Source organism: Pseudomonas bijieensis (assembly GCF_013347965.1).
Lineage (GTDB): Bacteria > Pseudomonadota > Gammaproteobacteria > Pseudomonadales > Pseudomonadaceae > Aquipseudomonas > Aquipseudomonas bijieensis.
Map to the genome: position 1 here is coordinate 969,225 of NZ_CP048810.1, position 22,359 is coordinate 991,583.

Consider the following 22,359-nt stretch of genomic DNA (forward strand, 5'->3'; position numbering starts at 1 on the left):
TAAGCGGAACCGCCATCACCGCCAAAGGTCAAGTGTTCAGGCAGTTAATTTCAGGCGCTACCCCGCCTGCTGCCCACTTCCCTAGTCATGAGAGGGCTATTTTTGTCTACATCTAACGAGTTGATCAGTGCAAAAGCCGCCACCGGCATCGAAGGACTGGACGATGTCCTTTCCGGTGGTTTGTCCCGCGGCCACGTGTTCCTGCTTGAGGGAGAACCGGGGACTGGCAAGACCACGGTCGCGCTGCATTTTCTGTTGGCCGGCGCCAAGGCTGGCGAGCGCTCGTTGTACATCACGCTATCGGAAACCGAGCGTGAACTGCGTCAGGGCGCAGCCTCCCACGGGTGGACGCTGGACGACAACATCCATATTTTCGAGTTGACCCCGCCCGAAAGCCTGCTCAATGCCGAACACCAGCAGAGTCTGCTGTACTCCTCGGACCTGGAGCTGGGCGAAGCGACCCGGCAGATCTTCGAAGTGGTCGAACGGGTCAAGCCGACCCGGGTCGTGCTCGACAGCCTGTCGGAGATCCGCCTGCTGGCGCAAAGCTCCCTGCGTTACCGTCGCCAGATCCTGGCGATCAAGCACTACTTCGTGCGCTACGACGCCACGGTCCTGCTGCTCGACGACCTGACCACCGAGTCCCTCGACAAAACCGTGCACAGCGTCGCCCACGGCGTGATTCGCCTGGAAGAACTGACCCCCAACTATGGCGCCGAGCGGCGGCGGATCCGGGTGGTCAAGTATCGCGGGCAGAAGTACCGCGGCGGCTACCATGACTTCACCATCATGGGCGATGGCGTGCACGTCTTCCCGCGCCTGGTGGCTGCCGAACACCGCGGCCGGTACCTGCGCCAGCAACTCTCCAGCAGCATCGGCGAAATGGATGCGCTGCTCGGTGGCGGTATCGAGACCGGCTCCAGCACCTTGATCCTGGGCCCGGCAGGGACCGGCAAATCGCTGATTGCGCTGATTTTTGCCGCAGCCGCCGTGCATCGCGGCGAGAAAGCGGCACTGTTCATCTTCGATGAAGAACTGGGCTTGCTGTTCGAGCGCATGAATAACATCGGCATCGATCTGCGGGCCTTGCAGGAGACCGGCAACCTGCTGATCGAACAAGTGGACGCCGCTGAGCTGTCCCCGGGCGAGTTCTCCCACCGCGTGCGCCGTTGCGTCGATGAGGGCGACATCAAAACCGTGGTCATCGACAGCATCAACGGCTACCAGGCGGCCATGCCGGAAGAGAACGCCCTGGTGCTGCACATGCATGAATTGTTGCTCTATCTCAACCGCAAGGGTGCGGCGACCTTCATGACGGTTGCCCAGCACGGGCTGGTAGGCGACATGCAAGCGCCCGTGGACATTACCTATCTGGCCGACACGGTGATTCTGTTGCGATATTTCGAAGCACTGGGCAAGGTTCGCCGCGCGATTTCCATCATCAAGAAACGCACCGGCAGCCACGAGTCCACCATCCGCGAATACCGCATCAGCGGCCAGGGCATGACCATCGGTGAACCGCTGGAAGCATTCCAGGGCGTATTGCGTGGCGTGCCGACCTACATGGGAGCGGATCACCCGCTGCTCAAGGATGATCTCCAGTGACCTTGAGCGAGCCCCTGTCGGAGCGGGCATTGATCCTCGCGCCACTGGGACGAGACAGCCAGATCGCCTTGATGATCCTCAACGAGGCCGGTTTTGCAGGCCTCATCTGCCGTCATCTGGGGCATTTGTGCCAGGAACTGGAAGACGGTGCCGGCCTGCTGGTGATTTCCTCGGAAGCCCTGGTCGGGCCCGACCTGGAAACGCTGTCCCTGCATATCGAGCAACAGCCGGCCTGGTCCGACCTGCCCATTGTCTTGCTGACCCATCATGGCGGCCCGGAACAGAACCCGGCGGCACGTATCGGTGCGCAATTGGGCAACGTCACCTTCCTCGAGCGCCCTTTCCACCCGGTGACCCTGATCAGCCTGGTGACCACCGCCCTGCGCGGCCGCCGAAGGCAGTACGAAGCCCGCGACCGCTTGATCGACCTGAGTAACAGTGAGCTGCGGCTGCAAAACACTCTCGAAACCCTCGAACAGCAGGTGGAAGAGCGCACCGCCCAACTGCGCCACAACGAAGAAGCCCTGCGTCAGTCGCAGAAAATGGAGGCCGTCGGCCAATTGACCGGCGGTATCGCCCACGACTTCAACAACATGCTCACCGGGATCATCGGCAGCCTCGAACTGCTGCGTCGACGCCTGGCCCGGGGCCGCACCGAGGACCTGGACAGCCTGATCGACCTGGGCGTGACCTCGGCCAACCGCGCTGCCGGCCTGACCCATCGCCTGCTGGCGTTTTCCCGACGACAATCGCTGGACTCCAAAGCCGTCCAGATGAACACGCTGGTGCTGTCCATGGGCGAGCTGCTGCAACGCAGCCTCAACGAAAGCATCCACCTGGACATGCAGTTGGACGAACAACTCTGGATCGCCGAAGCCGACCCCAACCAACTGGAAAGTGCCCTGCTCAACCTGGTCCTCAACGCCCGGGATGCCATGCCCAACGGCGGGAACCTGGTGGTGCGGACCTCTAACCGACACCTGGACGCCGACTTCACTAACGCCTACACCAACCTGGAACCCGGCGATTATGTGGTGCTGAGCGTACAGGACAGCGGCTGCGGCATGCCCGAAGCCGTCATCAGCCGCGCTTTCGACCCGTTCTTCACCACCAAGCCAATCGGCCAGGGCACCGGGCTGGGCCTGTCGATGATCTATGGCTTCAGCAAGCAGTCGCGTGGCCATGTGACCATCGACAGCGAAGTCGACAAAGGCACCACCGTAAATCTTTATCTGCCGCGTTTTCGCGGCGAAGAAATACATGAACCCCAAGTCACTACCCAACACGTGCCGTATGCACAAGACGGTGAGACCGTGCTGATCGTCGAGGATGATCCAGCGGTGCGGGTGCTGGTCAGCGCGGTATTGAGCGAGCTGGGTTATGCCTTTGTGGAAGCGGCCGACGCCAACGGCGCGGTACCGATCCTCCAGTCAGGCCAACGCATCGACCTGCTGATCAGCGACGTGGGCCTGCCCGGCATGAATGGTCGGCAACTGGCGGAAATCGGCCGGCAGATCCGCCCGGACCTGCGGGTGCTGTTCATCACCGGCTATGCCGAACATGCAGCGGTACGCGGCGGTTTCCTTGACCCGGGAATGCAGATGATCACCAAGCCGTTCACGTTTGATTTGTTGACGGCCAAGGTGCGGGAGATGATCCAGGTTTGAGGCGATGGGAGGACATCGCCTGGGGGCATTTTGAGCACTGTGGCGAGGGGAGCTTGCTCCCGCTGGGGTGCGAAGCGCCCCCAATCAAGCTGATCAAGACAATCTGACACACCCCCTTCGCCTGGCATTGGGGCTGCTGCGCAGCCCAGCGGGAGCAAGCTCCCTCGCCACAGGGGTTGCTGCCAGGATCTCCCCCCTCTTCCTACCTACGACAACATCGACTGCATGATGCGCTGCAGCTCATCCAGGTCAAACGGCTTGTCCAGAATCGGCGCCTTGCGGGTGATGGGGCTATCGGTGTCGCGCACTTCCTGCGCGTAGCCACTGATGAAGATGACTTTCAGGTCGGGGCGCAACCGGACCGCCGGCTCAGCGATCTGCACACCGGTGATACCGCCCGGCAGGCGGAAGTCGGTAATCATCATGTCCAGGTGAGGCTTGCTCGCCAGGATCTCGAACGCCTGCTCGCCGTTTTCTGCCTGCAGCACCCGATACCCTTCGCCCGATAAATAGGCCGACAACACCATCAGGATCGACGGGTCATCCTCGACGATCAATACAACATCTTGCGCATCTTCACTCATGAGAAGCCTTTGTTCGATCAATAGCTGCTGATACGACCTTGGGGTCTCTCAGAGGTTGCGTCTGTTGGGCGGTTTTGTCCAAGACAGTTTTCTGCAAGGGCAGGCAAACACGAAACAACGCGCCTTCATTGAGCCGACTGTTGACCGTGATTGTCCCGCCATGGGCCGTGACGATCTGCTCGGAAATGAACAACCCCAGCCCAAGGCCTGCGGCGGCCGCCTTGGACGATACGCGCTCGAATTGCTGGAAGATACGCTTCTGGTTTTCCTCGCTGATACCGATGCCATGGTCCTGGACTTCGATGCAGGCATGCTCCGGCGTCTTGTAGACACGCACTTCGATCGGGCTCTTGCCGCCGTAGCGCAAGGCATTGGTCAACAGGTTCGAGACCACCTGCTCGATGCGAAACTCATCCCAGAGCCCCTCCACCGATGGTTCGGCCATGCAGGTCAACGAGCACTCGGCGATGGCGATCTGCGGCTGAAAATTGCGCAGCAGATTTTCCACCAGCGCCGTCAAGTTGAAGCGAGTCGGACGGATCGACAGCTTGCCGGTGCGAATCCGCGACACGTCCAGCATGTCCTCGATCAGCCGGATCAGGCTCTTGATCTGCCGCTCGTCGCGTTCGACCATCGCCCGCACCTTGTCCAGGCTAAACGCCGCGGCGTTGTCCCGGGCCAAGTGCATCTTGCGCAACTGTGTCTCGAGAATGAGCCCATTGAGAGGCGTGCGCACCTCGTGGGCGACGATGGACATGAAGTCGTCACGCATGCGCACCGCCTGCTCCAGTTCACCGCGAGTAGCCTCCAGTTGCTGCAACAGGACCTCCTGCTCGCGGCGACTCTGCTCAAGGGCCACGACCTGCTCCTTCATGGCCTTTCGTTGGCGATACAGCTCGACGAACACATTGACCTTGCTCTTGACCGCCTGGGTGTCCAGTGGCTTGTGCAGGAAGTCCACCGCACCGTTTTCATAACCGGTAAAGGCATAGTTGCGCTCACGGCCGGCGGCACTGACGAAGATGATGGGAATGCTGCGGGTCTTCTCCGTACCGCGCATCAGCTCGGCCAGTTCGAAACCGTTCATCTCCGGCATCTGCACATCGATGATGGCCAGGGCAAAGTCGTGTTGCAGCAACAGGGACAGCGCTTCGTCCGCCGACAGGGCCTTGAAGACCTCGCGGTCGCCTCCCCTGATCAACGCTTCCAGGGCCAACAGATTCTCAGGCAGATCGTCGACGATCAGCAGTTTGGCTTGAATATCTCTTGGCATGTGGTTCATTCCAGCCCGGCCAGCAATTGGCCGATGCCCTGTAAAGTAAGGATATGGTCGGGCTTGTGCAGGGCCAGCGCCGCTTCGGGCATGGTCGAGACCTGGGCTTCGCCGGGGTCCTGGACCACCGTGATCCCGCCCAGCGCCTTGACCCTCGCCAAGCCCAGGGCTCCATCGTTGTTGGCACCGGTCAGCACCACGGCGAGCAGTTTCTGGCCGTAGACATCGGCGGCCGACTCGAACAACACATCGATGGACGGCCGTGAATGGTGTACCGGTTCCTCCAGGCTCAACGACAGGCTACGGTCGGCCTCGACCGACAAGTGATAGCCGGGCGTGGCGACGTACAAGGTTCCCGGCACGATGTCCTGCTTGTCCCGGGCTTCCTCCACCGGCACCGCCAGACGATGACCGAACACATGGGCCAGTTGGCTGTTGCGCTCATCCGGCAAGTGCAATACCACCATGATGGGCACGCCAAAGCCTTTGCGCAGGTGTCCGAACACCCTGAGCAGCGCTTCGACACCGCCGGCCGACGCACCGACGACAATGGCCTCGATGGGCGAATTGGATCTGTCCTTCGTGTGGTTCATAACTTGCGATAGATCCGTTCCTGTTTGACCAACGGCTCGAATCGATGGCCGTAAGCCGAGAAATCCAGCGTTTCCTTACTGCCCAATACCAGGAAACCACGGTGACAAAGGGACTCATGAAACAATCCAAACGCACGATCTTGTAGCTTTTTATTGAAATATATCAATACGTTACGACAAGAAATTAACTGAGTCTCTGAGAAGACACTGTCGGTCGCCAGGCTGTGATCGGCAAAGGTCACGTTCTCGCACAGGGTTTTGTCGAACATCGCATAATCGTAGGCGGCGGTATAGTAATCGGCAAACGAGCGCCGCCCTCCGGCATTCTGGTAGTTCTGGGTATAGGTGCGCACGTTTTCCAGGGAAAAAATCCCCTGCTTGGCTTTTTCCAACGAACGCGGATTGATATCGGTGGCATAGATGAATGTGCGGTCCAGCAGGCCCTCTTCGCGCAGCAGGATCGCCATGGAGTAGACCTCCTCCCCCGTGCTGCAACCGGCGATCCAGATCTTGATCGAAGGATAGGTCCTGAGCAACGGCACGACTTCCTCGCGAATGGCCAGGAAATGCGAAGGGTCGCGAAACATCTCGCTGACGGGGATCGTCAACAGTTGCAGCAACTGCATGAACGCTCCCGGATCGTGCAGTACGCGCTCCTGCAATGCCGAAATGGTCTTGCACTCGAATTGGTTCAGCGCATGGTGGACCCGGCGCTTGACCGAGGCACCGGAATAATCGCGAAAATCGTAGCTGTACTTGAGGTAGATCGCTTCGATCAACAAACGCAGTTCAATGTCAGAGTCACGTTCCACTAAATTCTTTCCATATTCGGCAACCACACGCGAATCAGCGAAAACAGACGATCCAGGTCGATCGGTTTGGCCAGGTAGTCGTTGGAACCCGCCGCCAGGCAGCGTTCCTGGTCATCCTTCATGGCCTTGGCCGTCACGGCAATAATGGGCAGCTTGCGCCAGCGCGGGTCCTTGCGGATCAGCGCGGTGGCCTCGAAACCGTCCATCTCCGGCATCATTACATCCATCAGCACCAGGTCGATGTCGTCGAATTCGTTCAGGCGATCGATCGCCTCGAAGCCGTTACGGCCGATGACAACGATCGCCCCCTTCGCCTCCAGGGCGCTGGTCAGGGCAAAGATGTTGCGCACATCGTCATCCACCAGCAGCACTTTGCGGCCTTCAAACACCTTGTCGCGGCTGCGGGCAGTCTTGAGCATCCGCTGCCGTTCATGGGACAACCGGGATTCGACTTTGTGCAAAAAGAGTGTCACCTCGTCCAGCAGGCGCTCTGGCGAACGAGCGCCCTTGATGATGATCGAGCGTGAATACTTGCGCAGTTCGGCTTCTTCGTCGCGGGTCAGGTTGCGCCCGGTGTAGACGATCACCGGTGGGAAGGAACAGATGTCTTCGCTGGACATGCGCTTGAGCAGGTCATTGCCGAGCATGTCCGGCAACTTGAGGTCGATGATCATGCAGTCGTAGACGTTGCTCCGTAGCAGGTCCAGGGCTTGCTGGGCCAGGCCAACGGCAGTGATCTCTATGTCATCGTCGCCGATCAGGCGGGTAATGCTGTCGCGTTGCAGGTCATCGTCCTCCACCAGCAGCACGCGCTTGACCTTCTGGGTCAGCTTGGCTTCCAGGCGGGCGAATACATCCTTGAGCTCTTCGCGAGTGGTCGGCTTGACGGCATAGCCAATGGCGCCCATGTGCATGGCGGCTTCGACGCGGTCTTCGACGGAAATCACGTGCACCGGGATGTGCCGGGTTTCGGCCCGCTCCTTGAGCCGCTGCAACACCGTCAGCCCGGAATGGTCTGGCAGGCGCATGTCCAGCAGGATCGCGTCGGGGGCCAATTGCAAAGCCAGGTCAAAACCTTCATCGGCGCCGTGAGCTACCAGGCATTGATAGCCGAGTTCGTGGGCCAGGTCGAACAGGATCCGGGCGAAACCGGGCTCATCTTCGATCACCAGGATGCAGCGGGTGTCGAACGGTGCCTTGTCGCGGTCGTCGGCAAATCGGGCAATCGGCGTGTCCACTTCTGCGATCAGCGGTGCCGGTGCGGCTTTTGGCGCAGCCGGTGCTGGCGCGGCAGCCGTCGGGGTGAACGTCATCGGCTCTATCGGTGTGTCCCCGGGCTCGACATAACGTTCAGGCATTACTAACGTAAACACGCTGCCCTGCCCCGGTTTGCTGGAAACGGAGATCGAGCCGCCCAGCAACGCGGCCAGGTCCCGGGAAATGGACAAGCCCAGGCCGGTGCCGCCGTAACGACGATTGGTCGTGCCATCGGCCTGGCGGAACGCTTCGAAGATGCTCTGCTGCTGATCGGCGGCGATGCCGATCCCCGAGTCGCGCACCATGAACGCGATGCCCGAGCCTGGTTGGCCGGCCACGGACAGGCAGACGGAACCTTGCTCGGTGAACTTCACGGCATTGGACAGCAGGTTCTTGATCACCTGCTCCAGGCGCTGGCGGTCGGTATAGAGCATCGTCGGCGCATCGGGTAGCAGTTGGACCTCGAACCTCAGGCCCTTATCCGCCGCCAGAGGCTCGAACATATCCCGCAACCCATCCACCAAACGCTGCACGCTGGTGTTTTCCGGGCGCACTTCCAGCTTTCCGGCCTCGACCTTGGAGATGTCGAGAATATCGTTGATCAGGTTCAGCAGGTCGTTGCCAGCGGAGTAGATCGACTCGGCAAACTTGACCTGCTCCTCGCTGAGGTTTTTCTGCGGGTTTTCCGCCAGCAGCTTGGACAGGATCAGCGAGCTGTTGAGCGGCGTGCGCAGCTCGTGGGACATGTTGGCCAGGAACTCTGACTTGTACTTGCTCGAACGCTGCAGCTCTTCGGCGCGCTCCTGCAACTGGATCTGGGCCAGGTTCAGTTCGCTGTTCTTCTGGTCCATGGCGTCGCGCTGCTCGGCCAATTGCTCGTTGGTCTGCTCCAGCTCCTGCTGCTGGGTTTCCAGGTGGGCCTGGGATTCCTTGAGGATGCGCGACTGTTCTTCCAGTTCCTCGTTGGCGGTCTTGAGTTCTTCCTGCTGGACCTGCAGCTCTTCGTTCAACTGCTGGGTTTCGGCCAGCACTTCCTGCAAGCGCTGGCGATAACGGGCCGCTTCGATCGAGGTGCCGATATTGCCGGAAATCAGCTCCAGCAGCTCGACGTCGCGCTCGGTCAATGGCCGCAGGAAGCCCAGCTCGATGACACCGTTGATCCGGTCATCGTCACTGGTAGGCACCACCAGTACGCTGTTGGGCAGGCCTCGCCCCAACCCGGAGCTGACTTTCAGATAGTCGTCCGGTACGTCATCCAGGCGGATGAGGCGTCCCTGTTGCACAGCCTGGCCAGCGATGCCTTCACCGTCGACGATCACTTGCTGCTGTTCGTCATCCTCCCGGGACAGGCCGTAGGTGGCGACGCGCTTGAGGACACCATTTTCTTCCCGCGCATAAAGCGCAGCGACCGCGACATCCAGGTACTTCGCGCAGAACTGCAGGATGTTGCGGCCCAACAGGTTCAGGGACAACTGCCCCAGGACCTGCTCGGCCAGCAGCGTCTGGCCATTGCGCAACCAGGCCTGTTTCTCCAGGTGCAAGGCGCTGCGCTGCTGGACTTTCAGGCTGGCGCTGTAGCTGTTGGACAGGCTCAGCAGATCCCGGCGACCGACGTAGGCCAGCAACCCGCTGACCGCGGCGACGAACAGCAGGTACAGGGCAATGCTCCAGACCGTGGTGGTGCGTACATCCTGGTTGCGCGCCGCACGCAGTTGCTGCTCGGTCTCGACGATGTCTTCGAAAGACTTGCGAATTTCATCGGTCAGGCGCTTGCCCCGCCCGGCCTTTACCGCGCCCCGGTAATCGCCGCTGCTGCGTTGCAGGTCGATCATGCTCTGGGCGTAATTGGCCCACTCCGTCTGAAGGGCTTGTATCTTGTGCAGGCGGTCGGTCTGGACGGGGTTGTCGGCTGTCAATTCCAACAGAGTGTCCAACGCGACAGCGATCCGCGGCTTGGCTACTTCGTAGGGGTCGAGGAAATGCTCGTCACCGCTCAGGAGGTAGCCACGCATGCCGGTTTCCAGGTCCACGCTCAGTTTGAGCGCTTCGTTGGCATTATTGATCACCCTGTCGGTATGCCCGACCCATTGGATCACCGACAGCAGGTACGTGATCAGGATGATGAAAAACACCGCGCTGAGGGCGCCCATGCCCAGCGGCAGGCTGATATTGCGGCTCAGGAGTTTACGAAAACTTTTCTCGTCGACCGAAGACGAAGGAGTCATGGAAAGGGCCTTGGTGGACAGTTGAAAACCGTGGAGTTTGCCCGAAAAACGGCGGTTGGATCCACACTTTCCGACGAGTCAAAGACGCAAGTCCCGCGACGATCTGCCTTGTAGCAAGGAAGCGACTATCCTAGTCAGCTCTTGTACTATAGATCCTTTCTTGTACAACCCAGGGAACTTGTGCCGCCTTGGCACTTACTCATGAATGAGGCCGTATTTTTTACCTTCCCTCCCGTCCCTATCTTCGAGAATGTCAACTATGTCCACCCCTCCTCCTGCCATCCCGCCCACCATCCTGGTAGTCGAAGACGACGACATTGTGCGGATGTTGATCGTCGACGTACTGGAGGAGCTGGAATACCAGGTGCTGGAGGCGGACGGTTGTGAGCAAGCACTGGCATTTTTACGCGACGAGGAGCAGGCCATCGCCCTGATGATGACCGATGTCGGCCTGCCGGTGATGGACGGGCGGGAGTTGGCCAAGCAGGCTCGGTCCGTGCGCCCGGACCTGCCGGTGCTGTTTGCCAGCGGGTATGCCGAAAGCATCGACGTGCCTGAAGGCATGTCGGTGATCGGCAAGCCCTTCTCCATCGATCAGCTGCGTGACAAGGTCAAGCGCATTCTTTCTTGAGCCGGATCGCATTCTTGGTCACTATCGGCGCCCCGCGCGCCGATGGCGCCTGATCCGCTTCGAGGAATCCCCTGCCCATGCTGCCCCCCACCGCCACCAAGGTCCTGGTTATCGGCTATGTCTGGCCCGAGCCGCGTTCATCGGCTGCCAGTGGGCACGTCATGCAGATCCTCGACACTTTTCTCGGGCAAGGCTGGGACATCACGTTCAGCAGCCCGGCAAACCCCGGCGAAAACCGCGCGGACCTGATCACACTGGGCATCCGCGAAGTGCCCATCGAACTCAACAGCAGCAGCTTCGACGCGTTCATCCGTGAACTGGCGCCCGACATCGTGCTGTTCGACCAGTTCATGATGGAAGAGCAGTTCGGCTGGCGGGTCGAGAAGCATTGCCCCGACGCCCTGCGGCTGCTGGAGACCTCCGATCTGCAAAGCCTGCGCCACGCCCGGCATCAGCGCCTGAAGGACCGTTTGAAGCGCGACGAGGCCAACGAGGATTTCAGCGACCTCTTCGCCCCGGCCCTGGCCGAGGAATTCCAGCTTATGGCCGACACCGACCTGGCCAAGCGGGAAATCGCCGCCCTGTATCGTTGCGACCTCGCCCTGATGGTGTCCGAGGTGGAAATCGAACTGTTGGTGGAACATTTCAAGTTGCCCCGCAGCCTGCTGCACTGGTGCCCGTTGATGTTGGATCTGCCCGGTGAACAATCGGTGCCGTTCGAGGAACGAGCGCATTTCCTGAGCATCGGCAACTTCCGCCATGCGCCGAACTGGGACGCCGTGCTCTGGATGAAAAACGCCGTCTGGCCACTTATCCGCCAACAATTGCCCGGCGCGCAACTGCACCTGTACGGCGCCTACACGCCGCCCAAGGCTGCCGCGCTGCATAACCCGGCCCAGGGCTTTCATATCATGAACTGGGCCGAGGACGCCTTGCAGGTCATGTCGGCGGCGCGCATCTGCCTGGCGCCGTTGCGTTTCGGCGCCGGCATCAAGGGCAAGCTGATCGACGCCATGCTCTGTGGCACACCCAACGTCACCACGCCCGTGGGGGCCGAAGCCATGCACGGCGACATGCCCTGGCCCGGCGCGATTGCCCAGAGTGCCGAAGGTATCGCCAACGCGGCAGTGCAGTTGTATCGCGACCAGGGGCGCTGGACCCAGGCCCAGGCTGCCGGCCTCGCCCTGCTCGCAAACCGCTACCGGCAACAGGTGCACGGCCCGGCGCTGATCGCAAGCATCAATGCTTGCCGGGCGAACCTGGTGCAACGCCGCCGGGACAATTTCACCGGCAGCATGCTGCGTCACCACCAGCACAAAAGCACCCAGTACATGTCCCAGTGGATCGAAGAAAAAAATCGCAACGCTTAGAAGTCAGAGTGGCACCCGCCTGGCGAAGGGGGCATTATCCAACGGCGATAACAATAAAAGCGCCAGGCCCATGACCCGACCAGCCAGAGTCACCGACCCTTCCTATGAATTGATGGACGACCATAACGGGCTGTCCATCATCTACCGCCAGCACGGTTTCCCCTGCCCGCTGGTGCGCTGGCATTTCCACAAGGAATACGAGCTGCACCTGATCGTGGCCAGTTCCGGCAAGGTGTTCATTGGCGATTACATCGGCAACTTCTATCCGCAGTCGCTGTTTCTGACCGGCCCCAACCTGCCCCACAACTGGATCAGTCAGGTGGCCGAGGACGAAGTGGTGCCCAAGCGCGACATGCTGGTGAATTTCACCGATGAGTTGTTCGAAAGCGGCCACCAGGTATTCGCCGAACTCAAGACCGTCGCACCGCTGCTTGAACGCGCCCAGTACGGTATCGAGTTCCGCTGCAAGCGCACCATCCGCCAGGCCATGATCCTGATGCAACGCATCGCCGATTCCCAGGGCATGAGCCGCCTGGGGCATTTTTTCATCCTGATGGAACTGCTGGCCGCCACGGACGACTATCAACTGCTTTCCGGCGCCACGGCCCCGCAAACGGCGGACGAACATAGCATCGACCGCACCAACCGCGCGGTGGACTACATCTTTGCCCACTACGCCCGGGAACTGTCCCTGGAAGAAGTGGCCGAGCATCTGGGCATGAAACCCACCTATTTCAGCCGGGTGTTCAAACAGGCCACCGGCCGCTGCTTCATTGAATTCGTCAATCGCCTGCGCATCAGCAAATCCTGCGAGTTACTGGCCGATGGCGACAAACCGGTGACCGACGTGTGCTTCGAATCCGGTTTCAACAACATCTCCAACTTCAACCGGCGTTTCCAGCAGCTCAAGGGCATGACCCCGTCCCACTACCGGCGACTGGCGGTGCAGCGGTTGACCGAGCAGAACCAGGGCTGAATCTCGGCTCATTTCTGTGGCGGGATTTATGTGGGAGCAAGGCTTGCCCGCGATGCAGACGCCTCGGTTCCCCGAAAGACCGTGTCAACTTCATCGCGGGCGAGCCTTGCTCCCACAGATAATTCCCATCGCCGCCCCATGCAGTGCAAAAAAGTATCAGCACAAGTGCGACGGATGATTTGTCATGCCGTCCATTGAGGGCTGTAATCAGCGCACATTCTTCCCTTCATCCGGAAGACACAAAAACAATAACTGTCCTTCTGCAGCCTTTGGGCGCGGAAAAGGAGTGCGCGATGAAACCTTCGGTAAAAGCTCTGCTTGTCTCCACCTGCATGACCCTCAGCAGCGTCAGTTTTGGCGCACAGACCCTCACCATTGCCACCGTCAACAACAGCGACATGATCCGCATGCAAAAGCTCTCGAAAACCTTCGAGGCCGAGCACCCGGACATCAAGCTGAACTGGGTGGTGCTCGAAGAAAACGTCCTGCGCCAGCGCCTGACCACCGACATCGCCACCCAAGGCGGACAGTTCGACGTATTGACCATTGGCATGTACGAAGCTGCACTCTGGGGCGCCAAGGGCTGGCTGGAACCCATGAAAGACCTGCCCGCCTCCTATGACCTGGACGACGTCTTCCCTTCCGTGCGCGATGGCTTGTCGGTCAAGGGCTCGCTGTACGCCCTGCCGTTCTATGCCGAAAGCTCGATCACCTACTACCGCACCGACCTGTTCAAGGACGCCGGGCTGACCATGCCCGAACACCCTACCTGGACCCAGATCGGTGAGTTCGCCGAAAAACTCACCGACAAGACCAAGGAGCAATATGGCCTGTGTCTGCGCGGCAAGGCCGGTTGGGGCGAAAACATGGCGCTGATCACGACCCTGGCCAACGGTTTTGGCGCGCGCTGGTTCGATGAGAAGTGGCAGCCGCAGTTCAATGGCCCCGAGTGGAAGAATGCCCTGAACTTCTACGTCGACAACATGAAGAAATCCGGCCCGCCGGGCGCTTCCAGCAACGGTTTCAATGAAAACCTGGCGTTGTTCAACAGCGGCAAGTGCGCGGTCTGGGTCGATGCCAGCGTCGCCGGCTCGTTCGTCACCGACAAGACCCAGAGCAAGGTGGCCGATCACGTCGGATTCACCTTCGCCCCCCATGAAACGACCGACAAAGGCACCTCGTGGATGTACTCCTGGTCGCTGGCCATCCCCACCAGTTCCAAGGCCAAGGACGCGGCCAAGGTCTTTACCACCTGGGCGACGTCCAAGGAATACAGCCAATTGGTCGCCAAGACCGATGGCATTGCCAACGTACCGCCAGGCACACGCACCTCGACCTACAGCGACGACTACATGAAGGCCGCGCCGTTTGCCAAGGTGACCCTGGAGTCGTTGAAAGTCGCCGACCCGAAAGCCCCCACGCTCAAGCCTGTGCCCTATATCGGCATCCAGTTGGTGACCATTCCCGAGTTCCAGGCCATCGGTACCCAGGTCGGCAAGTTCTTTTCGGGCGCGTTAACCGGCCAGCAGACCGTGGACCAGGCGTTGACCGCAGCGCAGTCCACCACCGAACGCGAGATGAAACGCGCCGGGTATCCCAAGTAAAGGCCTGTAAACATCCATTTGTGGCGAGGGAGCTTGCTCCCGCTGGCGGGCGAAGCCCGCCCTGGCGATCGAGAGGATTGCCTATCGGCATGGGCCCGCTGCGCGGTCCAGCGGGAGCAAGCTCCCTCGCCACAGGGAATGCGTCGCATAAGAGTAAGCACTCATGAATAGCTCAACGACAACTGCCAAAGCCCCAATCGAGATTGCCCCGCCGCCAGCGCGCAAGATCCGCCTGGCCAACCCCGGCTGGTTCCTGGTCAGCCCATCAGTCGCTTTATTGCTGCTGTGGATGATCGTGCCGCTGGGCATGACCGTCTATTTCTCCATGATTCGCTATAACCTGCTCTACCCCGGCGAAAACGAATTCGTGGGGCTGGAGAACTTCACTTATTTCCTCACCGACTCGGGCTTCATGCCCGGTGCGACCAATACCCTGCTGCTGGTGGGCAGCGTGTTGCTGATCAGTATCGTGCTAGGGGTGTTGATCAGTGCGCTGCTGGAAGCCAGTGAGTTTTTTGGGCGCGGCATCGTCCGGGTGCTGCTGATCTCGCCATTCTTCATCATGCCCACGGTGGGCGCGCTGATCTGGAAGAACCTGATTTTCCACCCGGTCTCGGGAATCCTTGCCTCGGTGTGGAAACTGTTCGGTGCCCAACCGGTGGACTGGCTGGCCCACTATCCGTTGCTGTCGATCATCATCATCGTGAGCTGGCAGTGGTTGCCCTTCGCGATCCTGATCCTGATGACCGCCATGCAGTCCCTCGATCAGGAACAGAAAGAAGCCGCGCGCCTGGACGGTGCCGGCCCGATCGCGATTTTCTGGCACCTGACCCTGCCGCACCTGGCCCGCCCGATTGCCGTGGTGCTGATGATCGAGACGATCTTCCTGCTGTCGGTGTTCGCCGAGATCTTCACCACCACCAACGGCGGCCCCGGCTACGCCTCGACCAACCTGGCCTACCTGATCTACAACCAGGCGCTGGTGCAGTTCGACGTCGGCATGGCTTCGGCCGGTGGCCTGATTGCCGTGGTCATCGCCAACATCGCCGCCATCATCCTGGTCCGGATGATCGGCAAAAACCTCACCGACAAGCATTGAGGCCGTCGCCATGACTCTTCAACAAACCCGTCGCCTGCAAAGCCTGCTGCTGGGCACGTTGGCCTGGGCCATCGCGATCCTGATCTTTTTCCCGATCTTCTGGATGGTGCTGACCAGCTTCAAGACCGAAATCGACGCATTCGCCACGCCGCCGCAATTCATCTTCGCGCCGACGCTGGAGAACTACCTGCACATCAACGAGCGCAGCAACTACTTCAGTTTCGCCTGGAACTCGGTGGTGATTTCCTTCAGCGCCACCGCCCTCTGCCTGCTGATCGCGGTGCCGGCAGCCTACTCCATGGCGTTCTACGAAACCCAGCGCACCAAAGGCACCTTGCTGTGGATGCTCTCCACCAAGATGTTGCCGCCGGTGGGCGTGCTGATGCCGATCTACCTGCTGGCCAAGCAATTTGGTCTGCTGGATACGCGGATCGCGTTGATCATCATCTACACCTTGATCAACCTGCCCATCGTGGTCTGGATGATTTACACCTATTTCAAGGACATTCCTCGCGACATCCTCGAGGCCGCGCGTCTGGACGGCGCCACGCTGTGGCAGGAAATGGTCCGCGTGCTGCTGCCGATTGCCAAGGGCGGCTTGGCATCCACCGTGTTGCTGTCGTTGATCCTGTGCTGGAACGAGGCCTTCTGGTCACTGAACCTGACCTCGTCCAAAGCCGCGCCATTGACGGCGTTGATCGCCTCTTACTCCAGCCCGGAAGGTCTGTTCTGGGCCAAATTGTCGGCCGTCTCGACCCTGGCCTGTGCGCCGATCCTGATTTTTGGCTGGATCAGCCAGAAACAGCTGGTGCGCGGTTTGTCTTTCGGCGCGGTGAAGTAACGCGCCCTACACAATAATCAGAAGTGGAGGCCCATCATCATGGCCAACCTGAAAATCAAGAATCTGCAAAAAGGTTTCGAAGGCTTCTCCATCATCAAGGGCATCGACCTTGAGGTGAACGACCGCGAGTTCGTGGTCTTCGTCGGGCCATCGGGCTGCGGCAAGTCCACGCTGCTGCGGCTGATCGCCGGCCTGGAGGAAGTCAGCGACGGTACCATCGAGCTGGACGGCCGGGACATTACCGAAGTCAGCCCGGCCAAACGCGACCTGGCGATGGTGTTCCAGACCTACGCCCTCTACCCGCACATGAGCGTGCGCAAGAACATGTCTTTCGCCCTGGACCTGGCCGGTGTACCCAAGGCCGAGGTCGAGAAGAAGGTCAATGAAGCGGCGCGCATCCTCGAACTGGGGCCAATGCTCGAACGCAAGCCCAAGCAACTGTCTGGTGGCCAGCGCCAGCGTGTGGCAATCGGCCGGGCCATCGTGCGCAACCCGAAGATTTTCCTGTTCGACGAACCGCTGTCCAACCTCGACGCCGCCCTGCGGGTGCAGATGCGCCTGGAACTGGCCCGGCTGCACAAAGAGCTGCAGGCGACCATGATCTACGTGACCCACGACCAGGTCGAAGCCATGACCCTGGCCGACAAGGTGGTGGTGCTCAATGGCGGGCGCATCGAACAGGTCGGCTCGCCGCTGGAGCTGTATCACCAACCCGCCAATCTGTTTGTCGCCGGGTTCCTCGGCACACCGAAAATGGGCTTTCTCAAAGGCAAGGTCACGGGCCTGGACAGCCAGGGCTGCGAGGTCCTGCTGGACGCCGGAACCCGTATCAGCCTGCCATTGAGCGGTGCCAGCCTGAGCGTTGGCGGTGCGGTGACCCTGGGGATTCGTCCGGAGCACCTGAACCTGGCGCAACCGGGCGATTGCACGCTGCAGGTTACCGCCGATGTCAGCGAACGCCTGGGCAGCGACACGTTCTGCCATGTCGTGACCGCGTCGGGTGAAGCTTTGACCATGCGGGTTCGCGGCGATCTGGCGAGCCGTTTCGGCGAGCAACTGAACCTGCACCTGGACGCTGAACACTGCCATTTATTCGATGCCGAAGGCGTAGCGGTGACCCGTGCGCTGCGCGCCGCCGCCTGATTGTAGAGACTTGTGATGAAACTCAACCGACAGAACCTGCACAACCTCAACGCCGAGGTCGCCCTGCCCGCTTACAGCCTGGGCGACCGTCGCCAGGGTATCGCCCACATTGGCGTCGGTGGTTTCCACCGCGCGCACCAGGCGTATTACACCGATGCGTTGATGAATACCGGCGAAGGCCTCGACTGGGCCATTTGTGGCGTAGGTCTTCGACCCGAAGACCGTCGCGCCCGGGATGACCTGGCAGGCCAGGATTATCTGTTCACGCTTTATGAGTTGGGCGACACCGACGACACCGAAGTCCGCGTCATCGGCGCCATCGCCGACATGCTCTTGGCCGAAGATAGCGCCCAGGCGCTGATCGACAAACTGGCCGATCCGCTGATCCGCATCGTTTCGCTGACCATTACCGAAGGTGGCTATTGCATCGACGACAGCAATGGCGAGTTCATGGCCCACCTGCCGCAGATTCAGCATGACCTGACCCATCCCGAGGCACCGAAAACGGTTTTCGGCTTCCTCTGTGCCGCCCTGGCCAAGCGCCGTGCTGCGGGGACGCCGGCGTTCACGCTGATGTCCTGCGACAACCTTCCCCACAACGGAGCGGTCACTCGCAAGGCACTGCTGGCGTTTGCCGCACTGCGCGACCCGGAACTGGGCCAATGGATCGACGGGAACGTAAGTTTTCCCAATGCCATGGTCGATCGCATCACCCCGATGACCAGCGGCGCCCATCGCTTGCAGTTGCATGACGAACATGGCATTGACGACGCCTGGCCGGTGGTCTGCGAACCGTTCGTGCAATGGGTGCTGGAAGACAAGTTCGTCAACGGTCGTCCGGCCTGGGAAAAAGTCGGCGTGCAATTCACCGATGACGTTTCACCCTATGAAGAGATGAAAATCAAGCTGCTCAACGGCAGTCACCTGGCGTTGACCTACCTGGGCTTTCTCAAGGGTTATCGCTTCGTCCACGAGACCATGAACGACCCGTTGTTCGTGCGTTACATGCGGGCCTACATGGACCTGGACGTGACGCCGCAACTGGCCCCGGTACCGGGCATCGACCTGACCGACTACAAGAACACCCTGGTGGAGCGTTTTTCCAACCAGGCGATTGCCGACCAGTTGGAACGGGTCTGTTCGGACGGTTCTTCGAAGTTTCCGAAATTCACCGTGCCGACCATCAACCGCTTGATCGCCGACGGCGGCGAAACCCGCCGCGCGGCGCTGGTCGTGGCGGCCTGGGCGGTGTACCTGAAGGGTGTGGACGAGAACGGCGTGACGTATTCGATCCCGGACCCACGGGCGGCATTCTGCCAGGCCTTGGTGGCTGACGATGCGCTGGTAACTCAGCGGCTGCTGGAGGTAGAAGAAATCTTTGGCACCGCGATTCCCCGCTCGCCGGAGTTCGTGGCAGCATTCGAATGGTGCTGCAATAGCTTGCGCGAGCACGGTGTTACGCGGACGCTTGAGCGGGTGTTGGCTGACGCGAACTGAGGCTCGACCGTGAACCGCTTTTTGTGGCGAGGGAGAGCTTGCTCCCGCTGGGTTGCGAAGCGACCCCCTGGGTTTGTCAGGTTCACCGCGCTGCCTGGACTCAGGGGCTGCTGCGCAGCCCAGCGGGAGCAAGCTCCCCTCGCCACAGATGTGTTTGCTGAACGAATTGCTATTACCTGTTGGTGATTTGATCTGACACAAAGGATTTTTATGGCAAACCAACAATTGTTCCTGGGCATCGACTGCGGCACCCAAGGCACGAAGGCGCTGATCCTGGATGCGTTCAGCGGCCAGGTACTCGGCCAGGGCGCCGCTGCCCACAGTATGATCAGCGGGGCCAACGGTCGCCGTGAACAAGATACCCAGCAATGGCTCGATGCATTTACCCAGGCGACCCATCAAGCCTTGGCCGCCGCCGGGGTCGATGGCCAGGCAATCCTCGGCATCGGCGTTTCCGGCCAGCAGCACGGCCTGGTCTTGCTCGATGAGCAAGGCCAGGTCCTGCGCCCGGCCAAGCTGTGGTGCGACACCGAAACCACTCCGGAAAACGAACGGCTACTGGCCCACCTGGGCGGTGAAAGCGGCTCCCTGGAACGCCTCGGCGTGGTCATCGCCCCGGGTTACACGGTGTCCAAGCTGCTGTGGACCCGCGAACAGCATCCCGAGGTTTTCGCCCGCATCGCCAGCATCCTGCTACCCCACGACTTTCTCAATCATTGGCTGACCGGCCGCCATTGCAGCGAATACGGCGATGCCTCGGGCACCGGCTATTTCAATGTACGTACCCGGCAATGGGACGTGCCGTTACTGCAACACATCGACCCCAGCGGCCGCTTGCAAGTGGCGTTGCCGGAACTGATCGACGCTCATCAGCCGGTCGGTCGGATCCTGCCGGCCATTGCCGCGCACCTGGGCATCAACCCGAATGCCGTGGTGTCCAGCGGTGGCGGCGACAACATGATGGGCGCCATCGGCACCGGTAACATCCAGCCCGGCGTGATCACCATGAGCCTCGGCTCCTCCGGCACGGTCTACGCCTATGCCGCAGAGCCAGTGGTCAGCCCGGAAGCGTCGGTGGCGACCTTCTGCTCTTCCAGCGGTGGTTGGCTGCCGCTGATCTGCACCATGAACCTGACCAACGCCACTGGTGCGATACGCGAATTGCTGGACTTGGACATCGCCGCCTTCAACGCCCTGGTGGCCCAAGCCCCGATTGGCGCCGAGGGCGTGTGCATGCTGCCGTTCCTCAACGGTGAGCGCGTTCCCGCCCTGCCCCATGCCAGCGGCAGCCTGCTGGGCCTGACCACCACCAACCTGACCCGGGCCAACCTGTGCCGGGCCGTGGTCGAAGGCACGACCTTCGGGTTGCGCTACGGCCTGGACCTGCTGCGGGCCAACGGGCTTGAGGCCCAGAGTATCCGCCTGATCGGCGGCGGTTCGAAGAGCCCGGTGTGGCGGCAGATCGTCGCCGATATCATGAATACCCCGGTCATCTGCACCGAACAGAGCGAAGCCGCAGCCCTTGGCGCGGCGATTCAGGCGGCATGGTGCCATTCAGGGACGCAAGAGAACCTGACCGAACTGTGCGAGCGCTGCGTCAAGCTCGACCTGGACAGTGAAACCCAGCCCATCGCCGGGCACGTCGCGGCCGCCCAACACGCTTATGAACATTATCGACAACACGTCGCAACCCTTTGAGAGCAGGCAACTATGTATTTGGTGTGTGGTGAAGCACTGTTTGATTTTTTCAGTGAAACCGAGGCTGGCGGCCCGGCCTCGCAAGTGAACTTCAAGGCCATTGCCGGCGGCTCGCCGTTCAACGTGGCGGTCGGGTTGCGGCGCCTGGGTGTCGAGTCAGCGCTGTTTGCCGGGCTGTCCACTGACTACCTGGGCCGACGCTTGCAGCAGGTGCTGCTCAACGAAGGCGTCAGCGCCCGATACTTGCTGGACTTCGACGCACCGACGACCCTGGCGATGGTGGCCGTCGGCGCCAACGGCTCGCCCCACTACAGTTTTCGCGGCGAAGGCTGCGCGGACCGACAATTGAGCCTGGCCCATCTGCCGACGTTGGGCCCGGAGGTGCGTGGCTTGCATTTCGGCTCGTTCTCGCTGGTGGTCCAGCCGATTGCCGACACCCTGCTGGCCCTGGTACAGCGCGAGAGCGGCAAGCGCCTGATCAGCCTCGACCCGAACGTGCGCCTCAACCCGCAGCCGGATATCGAACTGTGGCGTTCACGGATCGCAACGCTGGTGCAATATGCCGACCTGATCAAGATCAGCGACGAAGACCTGCACCTGCTCTACCCCGAGCTTGAGCCACAAGCGGTCATTGATGGCTGGCTGCAGCACCGTTGCCAACTGGTATTCTTGACCCGCGGCGGCCAGGGCGCCACGGTATTCAGTCGCCAACACGGTTCGTGGTCAATGCCCGCCTGCTCGGTGAAGATCGCCGATACTGTGGGCGCCGGCGACACCTTCCAGGCTGCGTTGATTACCTGGCTCACCGAACAGCAATTGGATTCGGTCGAAGGCCTGAACACCCTGACCCGCGACCAGATCAGCGCCATGCTCGACTTCGCCATACGCGCCGCGGCCCTGACCTGCGCAAAGACCGGCCCAGACCTGCCTTACCGGCGACAGTTGAACTGACGCTCGCAACCCGCCGCTGCCGAACGCCACCGAGCCTTCGGCAGCGGTTGCCACCCCACACAAAAGCCAAGCGATTCGCTTTAACCCTCGTTTAATCCCGCGATCCGACACTGTCCCGGACCGCGTATCCCTCCTGAGGTCCCGCGCGGCAGGCCCGATGTTTGAACATCAGGTCGATTTTCTCTCTGCTGCGGAGTCTCGCTCATGAATATTCGTCGATTAGTCGCCGCGTCGTCTTTGGTACTGCTGACTGGCATCAGCGTGATGGCCCAGGCTGACAACGCCGGACAACCCACGCCCTACCGTTATGGCATGCCGCTGGAGATCAAAAAGGTGGTATCGCTGAAGGAGCCATCAACGCCTTATTGCAAGGTCGTGACGGCGCAGATGGTGTACATCGACAAGACGGGGCAAACCCGTGATGTCTCTTACCGCAAACTATCGGATTCCTGCAGTTATCAAAATTGACTGGCGGGTGGCGGACAACAAAACGCCTGGCTCGGACAATGACCGGGCCAGGCGTCGATGTGCTT

The 22,359-nt window shown here is 60.8% G+C and carries 18 protein-coding genes; 13 read left to right on the forward strand and 5 right to left on the reverse strand.

Features of this window, described 5'->3' with window-relative positions; translation table 11 throughout:
* Positions 1-102 precede the first annotated feature (102 nt).
* Together GN234_RS03955 and GN234_RS03960 are read left to right on the forward strand one after the other, a co-directional pair.
* Complete coding sequence (locus tag GN234_RS03955; protein ID WP_176687921.1) at positions 103-1,605, forward strand: ATPase domain-containing protein; 1,503 nt, start codon at positions 103-105, stop codon at positions 1,603-1,605.
* On the forward strand, positions 1,602-3,272 hold the full coding sequence (locus GN234_RS03960) for an ATP-binding protein (protein ID WP_176687922.1): 1,671 nt from the start codon (positions 1,602-1,604) through the stop codon (positions 3,270-3,272). The genes GN234_RS03955 and GN234_RS03960 overlap by 4 nt, the downstream gene beginning before the upstream one ends.
* A 206-nt stretch (positions 3,273-3,478) precedes the next feature.
* On the opposite strand, the gene GN234_RS03965 is transcribed toward GN234_RS03960, so the two are convergent.
* The 5 genes from GN234_RS03965 to GN234_RS03985 are packed head-to-tail and all read right to left on the reverse strand — an operon-like array spanning position 3,479 to position 10,016.
* Complete coding sequence (locus GN234_RS03965) at positions 3,479-3,856, reverse strand: response regulator (protein WP_109755394.1); 378 nt, start codon at positions 3,854-3,856, stop codon at positions 3,479-3,481.
* Positions 3,849-5,129, reverse strand: a complete 1,281-nt coding sequence (locus GN234_RS03970) for a hybrid sensor histidine kinase/response regulator (RefSeq protein ID WP_109755393.1) — start codon at positions 5,127-5,129, stop codon at positions 3,849-3,851. Before GN234_RS03970 ends, GN234_RS03965 begins: the two co-directional genes overlap by 8 nt.
* Positions 5,130-5,134: 5 nt before the next feature.
* Positions 5,135-5,722, reverse strand: a complete 588-nt coding sequence (locus GN234_RS03975) for a chemotaxis protein CheB (protein ID WP_109755392.1) — start codon at positions 5,720-5,722, stop codon at positions 5,135-5,137.
* On the reverse strand, positions 5,719-6,534 hold the full coding sequence (locus GN234_RS03980) for a CheR family methyltransferase (RefSeq protein WP_109755391.1): 816 nt from the start codon (positions 6,532-6,534) through the stop codon (positions 5,719-5,721). Before GN234_RS03980 ends, GN234_RS03975 begins: the two co-directional genes overlap by 4 nt.
* Positions 6,534-10,016: a response regulator gene (locus GN234_RS03985; protein ID WP_176687923.1), complete on the reverse strand. Its 3,483-nt coding sequence runs from the start codon at positions 10,014-10,016 to the stop codon at positions 6,534-6,536. The genes GN234_RS03980 and GN234_RS03985 overlap by 1 nt, the downstream gene beginning before the upstream one ends.
* Positions 10,017-10,275: 259 nt before the next feature.
* On the opposite strand from GN234_RS03985, the gene GN234_RS03990 reads away from it, so the two are divergent.
* The 11 genes from GN234_RS03990 to GN234_RS04040 all read left to right on the forward strand — a co-directional run bounded on the left by GN234_RS03990 (position 10,276) and on the right by GN234_RS04040 (position 22,294).
* Positions 10,276-10,647: a response regulator gene (locus GN234_RS03990; RefSeq protein WP_109755389.1), complete on the forward strand. Its 372-nt coding sequence runs from the start codon at positions 10,276-10,278 to the stop codon at positions 10,645-10,647.
* Positions 10,648-10,724: 77 nt separating this feature from the next.
* Entirely contained in the window at positions 10,725-12,017 is a 1,293-nt protein-coding gene (locus GN234_RS03995; protein WP_116832368.1) for a glycosyltransferase, read from the forward strand.
* A 70-nt stretch (positions 12,018-12,087) separates the two neighbouring features.
* A complete protein-coding gene (locus GN234_RS04000; protein ID WP_109755387.1) occupies positions 12,088-12,993 on the forward strand; it encodes an AraC family transcriptional regulator in 906 nt (301 codons plus the stop codon).
* A 293-nt stretch (positions 12,994-13,286) separates the two neighbouring features.
* Positions 13,287-14,597: an ABC transporter substrate-binding protein gene (locus tag GN234_RS04005; protein ID WP_163858824.1), complete on the forward strand. Its 1,311-nt coding sequence runs from the start codon at positions 13,287-13,289 to the stop codon at positions 14,595-14,597.
* Positions 14,598-14,760: 163 nt separating this feature from the next.
* Positions 14,761-15,696, forward strand: coding sequence for a carbohydrate ABC transporter permease (locus GN234_RS04010; protein WP_053184628.1), 936 nt, complete (start codon positions 14,761-14,763; stop codon positions 15,694-15,696).
* A gap of 10 nt (positions 15,697-15,706) precedes the next feature.
* On the forward strand, positions 15,707-16,537 hold the full coding sequence (locus tag GN234_RS04015) for a carbohydrate ABC transporter permease (RefSeq protein WP_109755385.1): 831 nt from the start codon (positions 15,707-15,709) through the stop codon (positions 16,535-16,537).
* Positions 16,538-16,576: 39 nt separating this feature from the next.
* Positions 16,577-17,680, forward strand: coding sequence for an ABC transporter ATP-binding protein (locus GN234_RS04020; protein WP_116832367.1), 1,104 nt, complete (start codon positions 16,577-16,579; stop codon positions 17,678-17,680).
* A gap of 15 nt (positions 17,681-17,695) precedes the next feature.
* The gene (locus GN234_RS04025; RefSeq protein ID WP_163858828.1) at positions 17,696-19,177 is read left to right on the forward strand and encodes a mannitol dehydrogenase family protein; all 1,482 of its coding nucleotides are present in this window, start codon (positions 17,696-17,698) and stop codon (positions 19,175-19,177) included.
* Positions 19,178-19,387: 210 nt separating this feature from the next.
* A complete protein-coding gene (gene xylB / locus GN234_RS04030; RefSeq protein WP_116832365.1) occupies positions 19,388-20,875 on the forward strand; it encodes a xylulokinase in 1,488 nt (495 codons plus the stop codon).
* 12 nt (positions 20,876-20,887) lie between these two features.
* Positions 20,888-21,826 carry a carbohydrate kinase family protein gene (locus tag GN234_RS04035; RefSeq protein ID WP_176687924.1) on the forward strand — a complete coding sequence of 313 codons (939 nt, stop codon included), beginning with the start codon at positions 20,888-20,890 and terminating at the stop codon, positions 21,824-21,826.
* Positions 21,827-22,030: 204 nt separating this feature from the next.
* Positions 22,031-22,294, forward strand: a complete 264-nt coding sequence (locus GN234_RS04040; RefSeq protein ID WP_109755380.1) for a DUF2790 domain-containing protein — start codon at positions 22,031-22,033, stop codon at positions 22,292-22,294.
* Positions 22,295-22,359: the final 65 nt, after the last annotated feature.